Origin of the sequence: Bacillus sp. ISL-78, assembly GCF_018613455.1 — a bacterium.
Lineage (GTDB): Bacteria > Bacillota > Bacilli > Bacillales > DSM-1321 > Peribacillus > Peribacillus frigoritolerans.
Window position 1 is genome coordinate 22,397 of the sequence record NZ_JAGGQC010000007.1, and the last position, 19,866, is coordinate 42,262.

Annotated in this window: 19 protein-coding genes; 18 read left to right on the plus strand and 1 reads right to left on the minus strand. The window is 42.3% G+C overall.

Annotated features, from left to right (window positions below; genetic code table 11):
- Positions 1-42: 42 nt before the first annotated feature.
- Positions 43-531 carry an N-acetyltransferase gene (locus J7I96_RS08840; RefSeq protein ID WP_214922929.1) on the minus strand — a complete coding sequence of 163 codons (489 nt, stop codon included), beginning with the start codon at positions 529-531 and terminating at the stop codon, positions 43-45.
- 470 nt (positions 532-1,001) lie between these two features.
- Here J7I96_RS08840 and J7I96_RS08845 point away from each other — a divergent pair, with 470 nt between their 5' ends.
- The 18 genes from J7I96_RS08845 (at position 1,002) to J7I96_RS08930 (ending at position 19,653) form a co-directional block, all read left to right on the plus strand.
- On the plus strand, positions 1,002-1,886 hold the full coding sequence (locus tag J7I96_RS08845; protein WP_214768647.1) for a 2-dehydropantoate 2-reductase: 885 nt from the start codon (positions 1,002-1,004) through the stop codon (positions 1,884-1,886).
- 4 nt (positions 1,887-1,890) lie between these two features.
- Positions 1,891-2,283, plus strand: a complete 393-nt coding sequence (locus J7I96_RS08850; protein WP_048684577.1) for a DUF3397 domain-containing protein — start codon at positions 1,891-1,893, stop codon at positions 2,281-2,283.
- Positions 2,284-2,392: 109 nt separating this feature from the next.
- Complete coding sequence (gene bshC, locus J7I96_RS08855; RefSeq protein ID WP_214768646.1) at positions 2,393-4,021, plus strand: bacillithiol biosynthesis cysteine-adding enzyme BshC; 1,629 nt, start codon at positions 2,393-2,395, stop codon at positions 4,019-4,021.
- Between the two features lie 86 nt (positions 4,022-4,107).
- On the plus strand, positions 4,108-4,248 hold the full coding sequence (locus tag J7I96_RS08860; RefSeq protein ID WP_215048063.1) for a hypothetical protein: 141 nt from the start codon (positions 4,108-4,110) through the stop codon (positions 4,246-4,248).
- Between the two features lie 121 nt (positions 4,249-4,369).
- Positions 4,370-4,801 (plus strand): division/cell wall cluster transcriptional repressor MraZ, encoded by a 432-nt coding sequence (gene mraZ / locus J7I96_RS08865; RefSeq protein ID WP_034313914.1) that lies wholly within the window; start codon positions 4,370-4,372, stop codon positions 4,799-4,801.
- 52 nt (positions 4,802-4,853) lie between these two features.
- Positions 4,854-5,786, plus strand: coding sequence for a 16S rRNA (cytosine(1402)-N(4))-methyltransferase RsmH (gene rsmH, locus J7I96_RS08870; protein ID WP_034313911.1), 933 nt, complete (start codon positions 4,854-4,856; stop codon positions 5,784-5,786).
- Between the two features lie 31 nt (positions 5,787-5,817).
- Positions 5,818-6,174: a cell division protein FtsL gene (gene ftsL, locus J7I96_RS08875; protein ID WP_214768638.1), complete on the plus strand. Its 357-nt coding sequence runs from the start codon at positions 5,818-5,820 to the stop codon at positions 6,172-6,174.
- Between the two features lie 2 nt (positions 6,175-6,176).
- Positions 6,177-8,333 carry a penicillin-binding protein gene (locus J7I96_RS08880; RefSeq protein ID WP_251025098.1) on the plus strand — a complete coding sequence of 719 codons (2,157 nt, stop codon included), beginning with the start codon at positions 6,177-6,179 and terminating at the stop codon, positions 8,331-8,333.
- A gap of 112 nt (positions 8,334-8,445) precedes the next feature.
- Positions 8,446-10,368 carry a stage V sporulation protein D gene (locus J7I96_RS08885; protein WP_054396953.1) on the plus strand — a complete coding sequence of 641 codons (1,923 nt, stop codon included), beginning with the start codon at positions 8,446-8,448 and terminating at the stop codon, positions 10,366-10,368.
- 158 nt (positions 10,369-10,526) lie between these two features.
- The gene (locus J7I96_RS08890; protein ID WP_214768632.1) at positions 10,527-11,999 is read left to right on the plus strand and encodes a UDP-N-acetylmuramoyl-L-alanyl-D-glutamate--2,6-diaminopimelate ligase; all 1,473 of its coding nucleotides are present in this window, start codon (positions 10,527-10,529) and stop codon (positions 11,997-11,999) included.
- 88 nt (positions 12,000-12,087) lie between these two features.
- Positions 12,088-13,065, plus strand: coding sequence for a phospho-N-acetylmuramoyl-pentapeptide-transferase (mraY, locus tag J7I96_RS08895; protein ID WP_034313901.1), 978 nt, complete (start codon positions 12,088-12,090; stop codon positions 13,063-13,065).
- Positions 13,066-14,418, plus strand: a complete 1,353-nt coding sequence (murD, locus tag J7I96_RS08900) for a UDP-N-acetylmuramoyl-L-alanine--D-glutamate ligase (RefSeq protein ID WP_214768630.1) — start codon at positions 13,066-13,068, stop codon at positions 14,416-14,418.
- 151 nt (positions 14,419-14,569) lie between these two features.
- On the plus strand, positions 14,570-15,676 hold the full coding sequence (spoVE, locus tag J7I96_RS08905; protein WP_034313896.1) for a stage V sporulation protein E: 1,107 nt from the start codon (positions 14,570-14,572) through the stop codon (positions 15,674-15,676).
- Between the two features lie 356 nt (positions 15,677-16,032).
- A complete protein-coding gene (murB, locus tag J7I96_RS08910) occupies positions 16,033-16,941 on the plus strand; it encodes a UDP-N-acetylmuramate dehydrogenase (protein ID WP_063576912.1) in 909 nt (302 codons plus the stop codon).
- A gap of 131 nt (positions 16,942-17,072) precedes the next feature.
- Positions 17,073-17,855, plus strand: coding sequence for a cell division protein FtsQ/DivIB (locus J7I96_RS08915; protein ID WP_214768628.1), 783 nt, complete (start codon positions 17,073-17,075; stop codon positions 17,853-17,855).
- A complete protein-coding gene (locus J7I96_RS08920) occupies positions 17,842-18,534 on the plus strand; it encodes a DUF881 domain-containing protein (protein ID WP_214768626.1) in 693 nt (230 codons plus the stop codon). The genes J7I96_RS08915 and J7I96_RS08920 overlap by 14 nt, the downstream gene beginning before the upstream one ends.
- 43 nt (positions 18,535-18,577) lie before the next feature.
- The gene (locus tag J7I96_RS08925) at positions 18,578-19,288 is read left to right on the plus strand and encodes a DUF881 domain-containing protein (RefSeq protein ID WP_214768624.1); all 711 of its coding nucleotides are present in this window, start codon (positions 18,578-18,580) and stop codon (positions 19,286-19,288) included.
- Positions 19,288-19,653: a small basic family protein gene (locus J7I96_RS08930; RefSeq protein WP_063596311.1), complete on the plus strand. Its 366-nt coding sequence runs from the start codon at positions 19,288-19,290 to the stop codon at positions 19,651-19,653. The genes J7I96_RS08925 and J7I96_RS08930 overlap by 1 nt, the downstream gene beginning before the upstream one ends.
- The last annotated feature ends 213 nt before the right edge of the window (positions 19,654-19,866 follow it).

A 19,866-nucleotide genomic window follows, 5' to 3' on the forward strand; every position in this document is an offset into this window, starting at 1 on the left:
AATGCGGGTGGGAAAATCCGCCCGCATTTTCTTGATGCTTCCTTATTCTTGTGTATCTATTTCTTTCTTATCTTGTATGTCAAATGGGCTCCAAATCAGCGGGTTTTCTCCGAGGTCCCTGTCCAAATCATAGGAAACAGCAGAAAAACCCATCTTTTTCCAAAAGTCTTGTGAATGGACTCTTGGGTTAGTTTTGATAGGCGTGTTCAGGCTTTTGGCGAATTCGACCAAAGCTCTTCCATAACCTTTTTTCTGATAGTTAGGCAGGACTTCAAGTTTCCAAAGAACAAGGAAATCCCTGGAATTGTCAAAATACTGGTCGAATTTAGCGCTTCTTTTATACAGGCTCATGCGAGCTACAAGCTTATCGCCATAAAAGATTCCGTAAAAAGGTGATTGGCTGTCATTTTCAATGATGTTACCTTCTAAATCATCTAGCATGGACAGTTCCTGTATCCCGTATTCTTTGAATTTTTTGAATTCCTCAAGCGTTTTAAAATTTACAAGTAATCGTTCAACCTTGTATTCCATAAAAAAGCTCCCCCTTAATTCTGATAAACCTCTTCCGATAGTACCCTTTGAAAGTCATCCCACTGATCTTTGCCATGTGGAATTTCAACTTAGGTTAAATCTAGTATGACATCATCGGATTATCCTAGCTTACTAAATGCTTATAGCCTTTTATCCCCCGCCCTTTTCCCTTCAATTTCTTTTGGGGTTAGTTTGGAGTTATCTTTTGTTCCTGTAAAGTCTTCAAAATGGCTAAGCTTTTCGTATCTAATATACCATTAAATTAACACTTAAAGAAGAAAATATATCTTCATTGGCGTATTAAATCATTCTTTCCATTGGTATTTTATGACGAGCCATCGTTAATGGCAGTTCCATCGTTTCATTCAATCGGATTGGCTGCGTTTTCCAACGATGGGAAAATTGGTGCAGGCTAAAAAAGATAATGTGATAAAATAGAAAATATATTTCAAAAAGTAAGGAAGGTTATTATGAGAATCGGAATCATTGGCGGAGGGGCCATAGGGCTGCTGTTTGCGTCCCATTTAAGTGAAAAACATAATGTGACTCTCTATACTCATACTGCGGATCAGGCGTCCAACATCCAACGTGATGGAATCCGTCTTATTGCGGATGGTGAAAGCCGACTGCTGACGGGCATCATTTCCAAGGGGCTGGGGGAAGGGATATCGGATGTGGATCTTCTTATAGTGGCCGTCAAGCAATATCACCTGCCGCAAATACTGCCTAGGATCAAAGATATTCAGGTTCCATTGCTATTCTTGCAGAATGGCTATGGGCATATTTCTTATTTAAAGCAGCTTCAATCCCCGAACATATATGTGGGGGTAGTGGAGCATGGAGCACTGAAACTTGACGGGAATACCGTGGAGCATACGGGACTCGGCATGACAAGGATCGCTTCCTTTAGGGGGGAACTTGAGCAACTATCGCTAGTGAATGAAAGGATCGATCGTTTTCCTATTACGATGAGTGAAGATTTTCACTCGATGCTGATGGATAAGCTTGTCGTCAATGCGGTGATAAATCCATTAACGGCGATACTTGGTGTGGAAAATGGCGATTTAATCACTAACTCCTTTTACTACCGATTATTTCAAGATCTTTTTGGGGAAATCTCCAGTATTTTGGAAGTCCAAAATAAGGATGAGTCATTTGAACATGTGAAATCCGTTTGCAGGGCAACTGCTGAAAATCGATCCTCCATGCTAAAAGATTTAGAAAATGGCCGTAAAACGGAAATTGATGCCATATTGGGTCATATCCTCTCGGAGGCAAAGAGTAAAGGGAAAAGTGATTGCCTGACGTCTTCTCTATATAAGATGGTCAAAGGAAAAGAGTCTCAGGGGGGATGAAGATGTGCCGTACGTAGTTTCAAGCCTTGCTGCGATATTTATTACCTTGCCTTTCGTAGGGTATATACTTTTTTTTATAGGTGCCAAACAATTCACTGGAAACCATCGGCGCTCCGTTCAATTTGCAATGGACATGAGTACGCTGCTGTTCGTATTATCCGTCCATTATTTGATCATTACGATCTGGGATATGCAAATTCTTTGGGTGATCATGCTCATCATGATCATCAACGCATTCGTGGTGGTTCTTGTCCATTACAAGGTAAAAGAAGAAATCATTTTTCATAAGGTATTAAAGGGTTTTTGGAGAGTGAATTTCGCCTTCTTTTTCGTGGCTTACCTTCTATTGTTTTCCATTGGAATAATTACAAGTATTACGAAGATATTGACTACATAACATAGAACATCGCATCAATTTTCTGCTGCTGGGCAACTTCTTTTGTTTTCTTAAACCGGAATGTTATACTCTAAAAAGAATTGTAGTTGCAGAGAAAGGGAGAACAGAAATGGAGATGAAAGATCTCGCGTTACCATCTTTAAACCGTTTTGCATCGGACTATTTACAAAACCGTCTTGAAACGGAGGATTATTTTCACTATGACTTGTCTAAGCCTGACATTTATCACAATAGATATGAAGAATTGATGAATCGCTCTTTTTCACGTGATGAATTGTCGGATTACATACAACAATACATGTCTCGTCTTTCATTCAGTGAGGCAGTTAAGGGGAATATTGGAAGGTTGCGCAAGGATGATTCCGTTGTTGTGATTGGAGGACAGCAGGCAGGGTTATTATCAGGGCCGCTGTATACCATTCATAAAGTGATATCGATCATAAAGCTTGCGGAAGAACAGGAAAAAAAATTGGGGCAGCCAGTCATTCCGGTTTTTTGGATAGCTGGAGAAGATCATGATTTGGCTGAGGTCAATCATGTTTATGTTATGAAAAACGGAAAACCCGATAAAAAAACCTATCCTTCCTACCAGCCATATAAAACAATGGTTTCTGATGTGGAGCTGGAAACGGAAAAGGCAGAGAAGTGGCTTGAGGAAATCATTGAAACTTATGGAGAAACGGAATTTACGAACAAACTCCTGATTGATATGAAGGAAACCATTAAGAGATCCAATACCTTCGTCGATTTTTTCGCCGAGCTGATTCATGAATGGTTCAAAGAATATGGCCTTTTACTAGTCGATGCCGGAGATCCGGATTTAAGGCGAAATGAGAAGGCGTACTTTGAATCGATGGTCAATGAGAGTAGACGGATTGCTGAAGTGGTCGAGGAACAGCAATCAATCATGCATGCGAAAGGTTATGCAAAAATGATTGAAATGGATAAATGGGCCGCTAATTTATTTTATTATGATCCAGAAAAAAAAGATCGATGTTTACTCGAACGTGTAGAAGGCGGTTTCAGCGGAAAAAACGGTGAGGTATCATTTACCGGGGATGAACTCTTGCAGATAGCCAGAAATCATCCAGAACGATTAAGCAACAATGTCATTACACGCCCGCTCATGCAGGAAATGCTTTTCCCTGTATTGGCTTTCATTTCTGGGCCAGGGGAAATAGCCTATTGGGCAGAATTAAAAAAGGTGTTTGAGTTGTTTTCCATGAAGATGCCGCCAATCATTCCTAGGTTGAACATCACGCTGGTGGAGCGGAGTATCCAAAGCGACCTTGAAGAAATGGAACTCAGTTTGGAAACTGTTCTGACTGAAGGAACCGCTAATGCTGTGGAAAGTTACCTTGATTCCGTTAAAGATGAAACGATTGACACCCTGTTCGGGACGCTGAAATCACAGCTTGAAGAGAACCATGAAAAGCTATTTGTCCACGCTGTCTCTTTGGATAGAGGACTCGAGCCGATGTTGAACAAGAACATTGAATTCATTCAAAAGCAATTGAATTTCATGTATGGCAAAATCGGTGACCGTACAAAGGAACGACATTCGGTCATCTTGAAAAAATATGATCGGATAGCAAATTCGCTGTACCCTCTCGAATCACCCCAGGAGAGGATTTGGAATGTGTTTTATTACTTGAATCAATATGGGCCAGAGCTCGTAAGGGATATGATGAAACTGGACTATCGCTTCAATAATCAGCATAAATTGATTTTCATTTAGAAAAACCATCCGTTTTGGGGAAAAGTGGCGGATAGATCATTTTGAATACGGTTGCCACTAACCAATCCTGATGGAGGGATTGAAATGTGAAAAAAAGACAGGTGCTAAAGCCCAGCCTGTCTTTTTTTCTGTTTCCTGAGTACTTGTCAGGCGGGGCTTCGACATTAATGGTGGGCCTGCGTCTTTGTTTGCGTGCATTCGAGGGAAATGCACGTTTATTTGAATAATTTGGCTAAATAAACTTAATAAGAAAAGAAGGTAATTTTTACTTGGAAGGAGAAAGTAAAAACAAGTGGAGAAAGGTGGGGGAATGTGGTACATTGAGATTAGAATGTGGGGGTAGAGGGTATGTTCATGGGAGAGTACCATCATAACATCGATATAAAGGGCCGTTTGATAGTCCCGGTGAAATTCAGGGAAAATCTCGGGGAGCAATTTGTCCTTACCCGCGGACTCGATCAATGTTTATTTGGTTACCCTATGGAAGAGTGGAAGCTGCTAGAAGAAAAGCTGAAAGCCCTGCCTTTAACAAAAAAAGATGCCCGAGCCTTTACCCGTTTTTTCTTTTCTGCAGCTACAGAATGCGAAATAGATAAACAAGGGCGAATTAATATCCCCACGCCGCTTACTTCATATGGCCAATTGGAAAAAGAATGTGTAATTCTTGGTGTTACCAATCGTATTGAGATTTGGAGCAAATCCCTTTGGGAAAACTATTTTTCAGCTTCGGAGGATTCTTTCGCTGAGATAGCAGAAAATATGATTGGCTTTGATATTTAAGGCTGCCCTCAGAAATAGAGTCACTCAATAACCGATTGGAAGGATGTCTAGCATGTTTCAACATACAACAGTGTTATTAAAAGAGACGGTTGATGGATTGAACATCAAACCTGATGGAATTTATGTGGATTGTACTTTAGGAGGAGCCGGTCACAGCGAATACTTACTTTCACAGCTCTCTGACAAGGGCAGGCTTTATGCTTTTGATCAGGACGAAACGGCGATTCGGAATGCTAAGGAAAAATTGGAAAGCTATGGCGAACGTATTGTTCTTGTTCCTAATAATTTTAAATACTTAAAAGAAGAATTGAATGCCCGGGGGATCGAGAAAGTGGACGGGATCCTTTATGATTTAGGTGTGTCATCCCCGCAATTGGATACACCGGAGCGTGGTTTCAGCTATAACCATGATGCACCTTTGGATATGAGGATGGACCAAAGTGCTGCCATTTCTGCCTATGATGTCGTGAATACTTGGTCATTCCATGATTTGCTGAGAATTTTCTTCCAATATGGAGAAGAAAAGTTTTCGAAACAAATTGCCAGGAAAATTGAAGCGGCACGTGAAATTAAACCGATTGAAACGACGTTCGAACTTGTGGAATTGATTAAGGATGGGATACCGGCCCCGGCAAGACGTAAAGGCGGGCACCCTGCGAAACGAGTGTTCCAAGCAATAAGAATCGCTGTGAATGACGAACTTGGTGTCTTTGAAGATTCCCTGGAGCAGGCCATATCGCTTTTGGATAAAGAGGGAAGAATATCCGTCATTACATTCCATTCGCTCGAAGATAGAATTTGTAAAACGGTATTTAAAAAGGCCAGTAGCATGCCGGATCTTCCGCCTGGACTTCCAGTTATCCCGGATGAATTCAAGCCAACTATGAAAATTATTACGAGAAAACCGATTTTACCTTCAGAAGAAGAATTGGAAGGGAATAATCGTTCCCGGTCGGCTAAGCTAAGAATCGCCGAAAAGCAATAATTACAGAAAAAATCAGTGAGGGGGAACATGAATGAGTTCCATAGCCAAAAAAGTACAAGAACAGCAATATGAAGACCAACAGCAGCAACAGACACAGCAAACAGTGGTCATCCGTAAAGCGAAGATATCCATTGGTGAAGTTTTCTTACTATGTGCCCTTGCTATCATGGTCACCTTCATGGGAGTGAAAATAGTCTCTAATCAAGCGGCCATCTATGAAACGAATAAAGATATCCAGCTAGTGGAAACGTCGATTGAAGATCAGGGTAAAGTGAATGATGATTTGAAAGTGCAGGTTGCTGAACTTAGTACATACGAGAGAATTTGGAAAAAAGCTGCAGCGCTAGGGTTCAAGTTAAATGAGAATAATGTGAAGGGTGTGCAGTGATAATGCAGAAACAAAAAAATATGAAGCATGGGGCAGCCGGATTATTCTTCTTATTCGGCCTGCTCTTTTTTGTGTTAATCTGCCGCTTTTTGTATATTCAGGTGACGGGTACAGCTGGCGGGGAGGTACTGGCTTCGAAAATCGACAAGAAATATGAAAAAAAACAGGTCATAGAAGCAAAAAGGGGAAGCATACTCGATACAAAAGGTGAAGTCATCGCCGAAGATACTTCCTCCTATATCTTAAGGGCAGTACTTAGTGAAAAGGAGCCGGAGCATGTCAAGGATCCGGAGAAGACCGCGAAGGAGCTTGCTAAATATATCGACATGGATGAACAGGACATCTATGAAAGACTTACGAAAAAAGGGGCATACCAAGTGGAGTTTGGTAGTGCCGGCAAGGATTTGACTCAGGTCGTCAAGCAGAAAATAGAAAAATTGGAACTGCCGGGAATTACATTCGGAAGGACGAATAAACGTTTTTATCCGAATGGGATATTCGCCTCCCATCTGATTGGCTATGTAGAAAAGGATGAAGAAACGGGAGAAATGGCTGGTAAGTTCGGCATCGAAAAGTACCTCAATAAAGAATTGCAGGAAACGGATGGGAAGCTGACATATGACAGTGACTCATGGGGCTTCCTCTTACCGGATAAGAAGGAAAAGGTCGTTGCTCCTGATAATGGCAATGATGTCATGCTTACGATCGACAAGAAAATACAAACATTCTTGGAAGACTCGATGAGCAAAGTGCAGGAAAAATATGATCCGGAACAAATCATAGCGATTGTCTCCAATCCCAAAACGGGGGAGATTGTGGCGATGGGGCAACGGCCCACCTTCCATCCGACAACGAAAGTCGGGCTAACGGATACATGGCGTAACCTGGCAATTGAAGAAACCTTCGAACCGGGTTCAACCATGAAAACATTCACCCTTGCCGCGGCTGTTGAGGAAGGGGTCTTTAATCCGAATGAAAGCTTTGTTGCAGGAACCTACAAAGCCGGATCTGGTAAAATCGGGGATCATAGCGGAATCGAAAGAGGAAAGAGCATGACCTTTCTGGAAGGGGTTCAACGTTCCTCGAACGTCGCTTTTGCCACACTTGCAATGGATAAAATAGGAGCCGATACGTTCCGTGAGTATTTGACTAAGTTCGGATTTGATAAAAAAACGGGAATTGACCTGCCAAACGAGATAACCGGTAAAATTCAATACAAGTATAAGCTTGAAAAAGTGACTACCTCCTTTGGACAGGGTTCGACCGTCACACCGATTCAACAAATCCAAGCTGCATCCGCAATAGCCAATGACGGAAAAATGATGCGGCCGTACGTGATAAAAAGCATTTCCGATCAGGATACCGGGAAAACTTTGAAAACGACTAAGCCGAAAGTGACAGGGCAACCGATTTCGGCAGAAACTGCAAAACAAGTACGTGATTATTTGGAAACGGTAATTTCCGCGAAAAAAGGAACAGGGAAAAAATATGCCATTGATGGATATCAAGTAGCGGGGAAAACCGGTACTGCCCAAATTGCGGGTCCGACAGGTAGATATTTAGAAGGGAAAAATAACTATGTGTTCTCCTTTTTGGGAATGGCTCCAAAAGATGATCCGCAGTTGGTCATGTATGTGGCGGTCAAGCAGCCCAAGTTAGGTGTATCTTATGTTGGGGCTGATCCATTGTCAGAGATATTTAATCCTGTCATGCAAAATAGCCTGCAATATCTAAACATAAAACCTTCTGAAGTTAAAAAACAAAAAGCAAATAAAATCAAAGACTATACGAATCAAACCGAGAGTTCAGCTGTTACAGAACTGAAGGAACTTGGTTATGATGTAAGTACGATAGGAAGTGGACGTAAAGTGCTCGACCAATCCCCGAAAGCGGGGAGTGTACTCTTACAGGGTGAAAAGATAATCCTCAGGACGGAAGGCGAAATGAAAGTTCCTGACATGAAGGGATGGTCCTTGCGCGATGTCATGAAATTGGCTAAGGTTGGAAAACTTGATCTGAAAACCGAAGGTGCTGGATACGTGAGTAAACAGAGTCTTGAGGCCGGGAAAAAGGTTAATGAAGGGGAAACCTTCAATATTGAATTATCCCAGCCTGATGGGGCTGGTGAAGATATACCGACAATAGAGAAAACAGAGTGAAGATAAAGAGGGGATCCAAATGGATTCCCTCTTTATTTCTTTCAAAGTTTCTAGTCTAGCATCGAGTAGACAAGCATATATTGAAGCATGTATGAAATGGAGGTGCCTGTTTTTGCGTGTTTCGAATGTTACTGTCCGAAAACGGCTGGCAATCGCATTGGCGATCGGTATCGTTGTTTTTTTTATCATTGATATCCGATTGGGAATAGTACAGTTTTATCTAGGGGATAAGTTAACGGGGCTGGCTAAAGATTCCTGGAGCAGGAATATTCCTTTTGAAGCCAAACGAGGTGAAATCCTGGATCGGAATGGTGTCGAGCTGGCAACGAATATATCTGCGCCAACAGTCTATGTCATCCCCAGACAGATTGAGAATCCTGGTGAGACGGCGGAACAGCTTGCTTCAATATTGGATATGACAAAGGAAAAGGCTTATCAATGGTTAACGAAACAGGCGATGAGCGTCAGAATTCCGGAAGGCAGAAAGATATCTCACGAAAAGGCGAAGGAAATTAAAGCATTAGGGATAAAGGGTGTATATATCGCTGAAGATTCAAAGCGCCATTACCCATTCGGTGAATATCTTTCACATGTTCTTGGCTTTACAGGCTCTGACAATCAAGGGTTGATGGGTATTGAATTGTCTTATGATAAGGAACTAAGCGGAGAAAAAGGATTCGTTAAATTTTACTCCGATGCGAAAGGGAAAAGGCTTGAGAATATGGCCGATGACTATAAGCCCCCTGTTGATGGTGATAACCTGAAGCTGACCATCGATAGCAAAATCCAGACAATTGTGGAGAGGGAGCTCGATAATGCCGAGGCGACATATGATCCCGATGGTATAATTGCCATTGCAATGGACCCGAACACTGGGGAAATATTGGCAATGTCCAGCAGGCCAACCTTCGACCCTGCCAATTTTCAAAATGTCCCCTCGGAAGTGTATAATCGTAATTTACCAGTTTGGAGTATATATGAACCAGGATCTACTTTTAAGATCATCACGCTTGCTGCGGCGCTTGAGGAAGGGAAGGTCGACTTACAAAAGGAGCATTTTTATGATTCCGGACATGTGGAAGTGTCAGGATCAACGCTGCATTGCTGGAAAAGCGGAGGACATGGGGATCAAACTTTTCTTGAAGTGGTAGAGAACTCATGTAACCCGGGTTTTGTGGAATTAGGGAACCGGCTTGGTAAAGACAAGCTGTTTAAATATATAAATGATTTCGGTTTTGGGCAAAAGACGGGAATAGATTTAACCGGAGAAGGTAAAGGAATCATGTTCAATATGGATCAAGTGGGTCCGGTTGAGCAGGCAACGACCGCGTTTGGACAAGGTGTAGCCGTAACGCCCATTCAGCAGGTGACAGCGGTATCGGCGGCCGTGAATGGTGGGACTTTGTATACACCATATATCGCGAAGGAACTCGTGAATCCAAAAAATGGGGAAGTGCTGATGCGAAAGACCCCTCAGGCGAAGAAAAAGGTGATTTCAGAAGCAACCTCGAAGAAAGTCCGGGAAGCGCTTGAATCCGTTGTCGCCCAAGGAAGCGGTAAAGGAGCATTCGTGGAGTCGTACCGCGTCGGCGGGAAAACGGGTACAGCCCAAAAAGCTGAAAATGGCAGATACCTTGAAAATAATTATATTCTCTCATTCATTGGTGTCGCTCCGGCTGATGATCCGCAAATCGTCGTGTATATAGCAGTGGATAATCCGAAAGGAACGGTACAATTCGGCGGGGTCGTTGCCGCACCGATCGTTGGGAATATCATGGAGGATTCACTTAGGGCCATGGGCGTCAAGCCAAGGAAAAACCAGATTGAGAAGGAAACGGTCTGGACGGATCCCGTCATGGTCGAGGTACCCGACGTCGTGGGTCTCAGCAAAAAAGAGTTGCAAACCCAGCTCATCGACCTTAAGCTTGATATTGCCGGAAATGGGGATAAAGTCATAAATCAAGCCCCAGATCCAGGTGTTAAAGTAAAACAAGGCTCTACAATAAGAATTTATCTTGGCGAAAATACAGAATAAGTATAATATAATATATGAATAGTTAAAGCGGCTGAAGAATCATCAGCCGCTTTGTTTACGGAGTCGGGATAACCCCGTATAATTGAAATTGGTTTCTCGACAAGCCAAGGCTAATCACATATAATGAATCCTCAAATTAAGTTGAGAGGGATGGAAAAATGAAGCTTCACAAATTACTATCTTATTTACACTCCTTATTTACGTATGAAGGAGAAAATCCTGAAATCACCTCCATTGAAAATGATAACCGTAAAGTCATAGACGGAAGTTTATTTGTTTGTATAAAAGGTTATACAGTCGATGGTCATGATTTTGCCCAACTTGCTGTAGAGCATGGAGCTGCAGCAGTCATTGCCGAAAGGCCGCTTGACCTCGATGTCCCCGTGATCGTAGTAAGGGATTCGAGCAGGGCGATGGCGGTTCTTGCCGATGCATTTTATGGCCATCCGACTCAAAAGATGCGCTTGATCGGAATTACAGGAACGAATGGAAAGACGACGACCAGTCACTTATTGGAAAAGATTTTCGAGGATCGACATGAAAAAACAGGCTTGATTGGCACGATGTATACAAAAATTGCCGATATGGTATATGAAACCAAGAATACGACTCCAGATAGCGTTACACTGCAGAAGGCTTTTCATGAAATGGTCGAAGCATCCGTCTCCACGGCTATTATGGAGGTTTCATCGCATGCACTTGAGCTTGGGCGTGTCCATGGCTGTGATTATGATATTGCCGTCTTTACGAATCTCACACAGGATCATTTGGATTTTCATAAAACCATGGACAGATACAGGCAGGCAAAATCCTTATTTTTCTCACAGCTTGGCAATGCTTACATAGAAAATCGCCCTAAATATGCTGTGCTTAATGCTGATGATGAGGCAACTGCCGATTTCATTAAGGCTACTGCTGCTACAGTCGTTACATACGGCATAGACAATGAATCGGATATCAGGGCCAAGGATATAAAAATTGATGCAAATGGCACATCGTTCACCTTGACAGCAGGTAAAGAAGAGCGAGACATTCAGCTGAAGCTAATTGGGAAATTCAGTGTTTATAATGTACTCTCTGCCATCTCTGCTGCTTTGTGCGCTGGTAACGACCTGGATGAGACAATTAGATCCATCGAGGATATAAAAGGTGTTGCAGGCCGTTTTGAGCTCATTTCAGCGAATCAGGACTTCCCGGTCATTGTTGACTATGCCCATACACCGGACAGTTTGGAAAATGTTCTAAAGACTGTTGGTGAGTTTGCTAGAAAGAAAATTTACGTGATAGTGGGCTGCGGCGGGGACCGAGACAAGACAAAGCGTCCAATCATGGCGCAAATTGCCTGCAGCTTGGCGACTGACCCGATCTTCACTTCGGATAATCCACGCAGTGAAGATGCTGCCCAGATCCTCCGGGATATGGAAGCTGGTGTAGCAGGCAAAGAATATAAGGTTATTGAAGACCGCAGGCAGGCGATAGCTTACGCAGTTTCCAAGGCGGAAGAGGGCGACGTTATTTTAATTGCTGGAAAAGGTCATGAAACTTATCAATTGGTAGGTGACGAAGTGCTTCACTTCGATGACCGTGAGGAAGCGGAAAAGGCGATTCAAAGTCGTTTGGGTTCCGTTTGAACCAACGCTGAATTGACCTGCAACAAATAGGAAAAGACATCAAGCAGAATTTTATTTTTGAATTGTGTTAGGAATGAGGGAATAAGGAATGTTGGAACAAGTGATTTTTTATACGATTTTGGTGGCGTTTTTAGTAACCGTTCTTCTTTCGCCGATTTTCATCCCGTTTTTAAGAAGATTGAAATTCGGGCAAAGTATTAGGGAAGAAGGCCCGCAATCGCATTTGAAGAAAACGGGAACACCCACCATGGGCGGTTTGGTCATATTATTATCTGTTACCATCGCTACACTAGTCATGACTTTGAAATTTTCGGCACCTTCAACCGAAACGTATTTATTATTATTCGTTACTTTAGGTTTTGGTTTACTAGGTTTCCTTGATGATTTCATCAAAGTGGTCATGAAGCGTAACCTGGGACTGACTTCCAAGCAAAAACTGCTTGGACAAATTGTGATTTCGGTCATCTTTTACTTCGTCTTCAAGCAGACAGACCGTTTTAATCCTGAATTGACGATTCCAGGCACTGACTTTGCTTTTGATTTTGGCTGGTTTTATCTGTTTATCGTTATATTCTGGCTGGTAGGCTTTTCAAATGCCGTCAATTTGACGGATGGGCTTGATGGACTTGTCTCAGGGACATCAGCCATTGCCTTTGGGGCTTTTGCCATTTTGGCCTGGAGTCAGTCACAATATGATGTCGCCATTTTTTCGGTGGCGGTTGTCGGTGCAGTACTCGGATTTTTGGTATTCAATGCACACCCGGCAAAGGTTTTCATGGGAGATACGGGTTCCTTGGCCCTTGGGGGAGCGATTGCAACCATCGCCTTGTTAACGAAGCTTGAAATCCTCCTGGTAATCATTGGCGGAGTCTTCGTCATTGAAACGCTCTCGGTCATCCTTCAGGTAGGGTCTTTTAAAACGACTGGTAAACGTATTTTTAAAATGAGTCCGCTTCACCACCATTATGAGCTTTCCGGCTGGTCGGAATGGCGTGTCGTCGTCACTTTCTGGACAGTGGGGCTGCTGTGTGCGGTACTCGGAATCTATTTAGAGGTGTGGATATAATTGAAAGAGACTGTAAAGTATTCAGAGAAAAAGATATTAGTATTGGGTTTGGCAAAAAGCGGAGTGATGGCAGCTTCGCTTCTACATAAATTAGGTGCTTTCGTGACGGTTAATGACATGAAGCCATTATCGGAAAATCCTGAGGCTCAAGGACTTCTTGAACAGGGAATCAAAGTCATCTGCGGCAGTCATCCAATCGAGCTTCTGGATGAGGGGTTCGAGCTGATCGTGAAAAATCCGGGAATACCCTATCGGAACCCTATCGTAAAAGGGGCATTGGAAAAAGGGATTCCTGTTATCACGGAAGTTGAACTGGCCTACCAGATAAGTGAAGCACCTTTCATAGGAATCACTGGTACAAATGGGAAAACGACCACGACAACATTGATATACGAAATGTTGAAGTCCGGTGAAAAATCCCCGCTGATTGCCGGTAATATCGGGACAGTGGCATCAGGTGTTGCTGAACATGCAAAACCAGATGACTCGATCGTCATAGAATTATCATCGTTTCAGTTAATGGGAATAGACGAATTTCGTCCTGAAATCTCAATCGTGACAAATTTGTATGATGCACATTTGGATTATCACAGTTCCAAACAGGAATATGTCGAAGCAAAAGCTGCCATCACGAAAAATCAAATAGCATCAGATTACATGATTTATAATGCAGATCAAGATCTTGTTTTATCCATGGCGAAAGAGACCAAGGCTGAACTTGTTCCTTTTTCAGCTGAAGTGAAACATGAGAATGGAGCCTATATGGAAGATGGTGCAGCCTGTTTCCGAGGGGAAAAAATCATTGAAGTTTCAGAGATAGCCCTTCCCGGGAAGCATAATTTGGAAAATGTGCTCGCCGCCATCTCAGCGGCCAAGCTGAAGGGTGTAGCTAATGAAGCCATTCAGACTGTACTGAAAACATTTTATGGTGTGGAGCACCGTCTGCAGTTCGTGGCAACGATCGATAACCGTAAATTTTATAATGATTCAAAAGCGACGAACATTCTTGCAGCATCCAAAGCGTTAACATCCTTTACGGAACCGGTCATCTTATTGGCAGGCGGTCTGGATCGCGGAAATGAATTTGATGAGTTGAAACCGGCGATGAAAAATGTCAAAGCCGTGATAACTTTTGGTGAAACGGCGGAAAAAATTGAACGGGTAGCCAAAGAAATAGGAATAGCGAATATAAAACGTGTCGATAATGTAGAAAAGGCCGTGCCGGCTGCATTTGAAATATCAAATGAAGGCGACTGTATTCTTCTCTCCCCGGCTTGTGCAAGCTGGGATCAATATAAAACTTTTGAGCAAAGAGGAGACATGTTTATGGAGGCCGTGCATAAACTTAAGTAAGAGCTTTCGCAGAGAGAAGTGAACCTGCTTCTACGTTGACACCATGAAAAAAAGCGATAATGAGCCGTTATCGCTTTTTTTTTGACTAAAGTGCTGACAAGCAATCAGCACTGATGTTTATATTCGTAGGCTAAAAACTTCCTAGAGGTGGATGTCCGTGCCATTAAAAAAATCGAATCCTGATCTCATTCTCATTATCGTCACCTTAAGTCTTTTGACTGTTGGATTAATCATGGTTTACAGCGCGAGTGCCATTTGGGCAACATATAAATTTGATGATTCGTTTTATTTTGCTAAAAGGCAGTTGCTTTTTGCCTGCGTCGGTGTCATAGCCATGTTTTTCATCATGAATGTGGATTACTGGACGTGGCGGACATGGGCCAAAATCCTTATCATCATTTGTTTCATTATGTTATTGGCTGTGCTTGTACCAGGTATAGGGATGGCGAGAAATGGTTCGAGGAGCTGGATTGGTGTAGGTGCTTTTTCGGTCCAACCCTCTGAGTTCATGAAGCTGGCGATGATCGCTTTTTTAGCTAAGTTTTTATCAGAACGGCAAAAGCTGATCACCTCCTTTAAAAAAGGGATGCTTCCATCCTTGGGATTAGTGTTTTTGGCATTTGGTTTGATCATGTTACAGCCGGACCTTGGAACGGGAACGGTAATGGTAGGAACGTGCATTGTCATGATTTTTATTTCCGGGGCAAGAATCAGTCATTTTGTCGGCTTGGGGCTAATTGGGGTAGCAGGTTTTATCGGTCTGATTTTGTCAGCGCCCTACCGGATAAAAAGGATCACGTCTTTTCTGGATCCATGGGAAGACCCTTTGGGCAGTGGATTTCAGATGATTCAATCGTTTTATGCAATCGGGCCAGGGGGATTGTTCGGATTGGGGCTCGGGCAAAGCCGCCAAAAGTTTTTCTATTTACCCGAACCGCAGACTGATTTCATTTTTGCCATACTTTCCGAGGAACTTGGCTTCATCGGGGGCTCTCTTGTCATTTTATTATTTGCGCTAATGCTTTGGCGGGGCATTCGGATCGCACTTGGTGCCCCTGATTTATACGGGAGCCTTGTAGCGGTGGGGATCATTGCAATGGTCGCCATTCAAGTAATGATCAATATAGGGGTGGTAACGGGACTTATGCCGGTTACGGGTATCACCTTGCCCCTCTTAAGTTATGGCGGTTCATCGCTGACGCTCATGTTGATGGCGATTGGGGTGCTCCTGAACATTAGCCGATATTCGAGGTTCTGAAATAAGTAGAAATGTGGTTTGGCAAAAGGGAAGTCCTGTTGAACGCAGGGCTTCCCTTTTTTACGTTGAAAACCCTTCCAGGAAAAACGATTTTTTTTGGGGACATGCCGAAATTTAGAAATAAATGAAATGCCGCTTAAATATTACCATGTATGAAAGTTGGGGAATCCACAATAAATATTGGCAATACGTCTTTGTTTAGACTATAGTATAAGAGGGTTAGGCCGTACTGGGGCTTGCTTCTGTTCATTTTTCTGCTAAAAAGGCGATATTAATCTTGTAATATAAGTGACCTCATGGAAGAAGAGGAAATGAAAATTATATCTTGGAATTTTGGAACAACAAGGAGGTTTATCATGGATAATGTGATAAAGCAATTAACTGAAATGAAAATCGGCAAAGTTCTTGAACAGGAACCGCTTGCAAATCATACAACTATGAAAATTGGGGGGCCGGCTGATTTATTCATCGTGCCGTCATCCATTGAAAATATAGAAAAAACGATGCAGGTCATCAAAGAAAATGGGATGCCGTGGAGGGTGATCGGAAGGGGCTCGAACCTGCTGGTCAGTGATGGCGGTATTGAAGGTGCCGTGCTTAAATTGGGTAGAGGACTTGATCATCTCGAGATAAATGGGACGGAGATCAAAGCAGGAGCTGGGGTATCACTTGTCAGCCTCTCCGTACAAATCAGTAAAAAAGGATATGCAGGATTGGAATTTGCCAGTGGAATTCCTGGTTCCGTCGGCGGAGCAGTCTATATGAACGCTGGTGCACATGGTTCCGATATGAGTGAAATCCTCAAGCAGGCACATGTTCTTTTTGAAGATGGAACTCTAGCTTGGCTTTCGAAAGAGGAAATGGAGTTTTCTTATCGAACTTCTTTGCTTCAGAAGAAAAGGCCTGGTATCGTACTGGAAGCGATTTTTCAATTGACAGAGGGGGATAAAACCGAAATCGTTGAAAGAATGCAAAATAACAAGAATTATCGTAAAGATACCCAGCCATATAACCTTCCGTGTGCCGGGAGCATATTTAGGAATCCACTTCCACACCATGCTGGTAAATTGGTCGAGAATGCAGGCCTGAAGGGACATTCTATTGGAGGAGCTCAGATTTCACCGATGCACGGGAACTTCATCGTTAACACAGGTAATGGAAGTGCAGCGGATGTTCAAGCCTTGATACAGCATGTGAAGGATACTGTATATGATAAATTTGAAGTTGAAATGGAAACAGAAGTGGAAATTATCGGAAGGAAATAATAGGATTCATTATATCCAAATATTGTGATATAATGTGTTACCTTTAAAGTTTGTTTAGAACATAATATTGAGTTTATCTTGATTTCTGCACTGTCAAGAACCATCCATTTTTTCAGGAAGAGGTGAAGGGGATGGAAAAGGGAAAAATCGTTTCCATTGAGGACCGCATCCCGAAATTAAAACAATTAAGAAAAAGCAAAGCAAACAGGCGACTTGTTCTTTTGCTGTCCCTTTTCTTCATTCTTGTTGCTTGTGTGTTATATTTCCTATCCCCGTTGAGCTATGTGAAATCCGTGCAGGTAGAGGGGAATCGTTATATTACTTCCAATCAGATCATTAAATTGAGTAAGGTGAAGAAGGATCGAAGCATCTGGAAGGTTGATACAGGGACAGCCGAAGCCAATATCAAAAAAAATCAAGAAATAAAAAGCGTTAAGGTGACACCGGTATTTCCTAATTCCATTAAAATTACGGTTTCGGAACATAACAGGATGGCATATCTGTCCAATAATGGGAAGTTTGCACCCATTTTGGAAAACGGGTCCGTTTTAGAGGAGTTAGCAACAGGAGAGATTCCAGTATTTGCCCCTGTTTTAATTGGTTTCAAAGAGGGTAAAGCATTAAAGTTGCTTTTAGAAGAGCTGGACAAGCTTCCTGTCGAGATACAGAATGCCATTTCGGAAATTCATTACGCTCCTACAAAAACCGATGAATACCATATCGTCATGTTCATGAACGATGGGTTTGAAGTAAGTGCGACAAGCCGGACTTTATACGAGAAAATGATTCACTATCCATCGATAGTCAGCCAGCTGGATCCAAATGTAAAGGGTGTCATCGATCTGGAAGTGGGTTCTTATTTTAAAGCATATGAAGACGCTGAACAAAAGGAAGACACCAATGAGGAAAATTAATGGCAAACGGGTGGTTTTACCCCTGGTTTGCGTGGTTCTCGGATTCATGATTGCCTTCTCTTACAATCTGACCAAAGAAGGTGAAGATTCTGGGAAGGACAAAGCCTGGGACCAGGAATATGAGCTCAGGCAGCAGCTGATCGAACAAGAGAAGCAGAACCGGGAACTTCAGAAGGAACTCCTCCAGAAGCAAGAAAATGTATCCCAAATAGAAAAAGACCTAGCGCAGGAAAAGCAGCTTTTTTTCAATTTGGCAAAGGAAACGGAAAAATACCGAATGTTTCTCGGGAAAGTGAAAGTGAAAGGCTCAGGACTTCAGGTGACGCTTGAAGATGGTACAGATATGGAATCAGAAGCCAATGTTAATAATTACCTCGTCCATGAACAGCATGTCTTCAAGGTCGTCAATGAACTATACATATCAGGTGCAGAGGCTGTTGCGATTAACGGTCAAAGGTTAAATCATGATTCATACATAATCTGTAATGGGCCTGTGATTACAATCGATGGCCATCAGCATCCTGCTCCCTTCATCATATCTGCGATAGGGGACCCGGAAGTCCTGGGTGCTTCACTGGATTTACCGGGTGGCATCAAGGAACAGCTGGTTAATGAGAATATTATCTTTACAGTGGAAAAGCAAAAGAATATCATTTTTGATCCAATTATTGGAGGGTGATCGTGACCGCCGGATTCGATGAAAGATTGGTGAGAAACTGGAAATGAAAAAAAAGCTTTCTTTTAGTTTGGTTACGTTGATTGCTGGCTTCATGCTCGCTATTCAATTCAATTTGGTGAATCAGCCTGTCGTATCCGATACAAGGGATATGTGGGAACTGAAAAATGATTTATTGAAAGAACAGCAGACCCAGGCGGAATTAATAGAGGGTATCAGTAAGCTTGAGGGAAAGATAGCATCTTATGAAACAAAGAAAAATGAGGGTAAAGAAGAAGTCTTGCGTGACACCCTGACCGAATTGAAGACTGACGCAGGTTTGACCGAAATAAAGGGTAATGGGGTAATCGTATCTATACAGCCTATCAAAGCCGATATCCTTCTTGGTGAGAAGGTCGAGTATATTTCACCAGTATTGATCATTCGGCTCATTAATGAAATGTATAGGTATGGAGCTGACGAAATTTCCATTTCAGGACAAAGGTATATATCAACATCGGTTATTCGTGATATTAATGGGCAGCCGAAAATGGACGGATATCCTCTGGTTCATTACCCGGTCGAAATGCAGGCAATAACCGTTAATCCAAAGAAACTGAAGCAGCGCATTGAAGGTTCCGAACTTATGGATGATTTCTTTATAGACAATTTTGAAGTGCAGATTAATGTGCCTTCCGGCGAGTTGACATTGCCGGCTTACCAAAATGCTATTAACGTGGAACATATGGAACCCATTATGGATGGGGGGGAATCGTAATGTGGCTTTCAGTTTTTGGTCTGTTGATTGGAATCACCCTTGGTTTTTTGGTGGATTTTGATATTCCCCATGAATATTCAAATTATCTCTCCATTGCTGTGCTTGCTGCTTTTGATACCTTATTTGGGGGGATACGGGCTCATTTGCAAAATCTTTATGATGAAGTTGTATTTGTAACAGGATTCTTCTTTAATATTGTTTTAGCCGCAGGTTTGGCTTTTCTAGGTGTACATCTTGGTGTAGACTTATATTTAGCCGCAATCTTTGTGTTCGGTGTCAGGCTCTTTCAAAATATTGCCCTGATTAGAAGGATCCTGATTGAAAAATGGTCCATTTCCCGGAAAAAGCAGAAAAAAAATCTATAATTTTAAAGGGAATTAAGTTATAAATGACGAATAGTTTATGGCAGTATCTAGTTTTTTAAGTAGATAAGACTCGTAGAGAAGCGAACAATATGCACCAAAAAATGAGAAATCTACGAGTTTTGTTCGGAAATACAAAATGAAACGCTTATCTATGAAATTCGTCAGTTGTTGTAAACAGTTCTGTTATTCTATAATGTATAAGTCTTCGATATA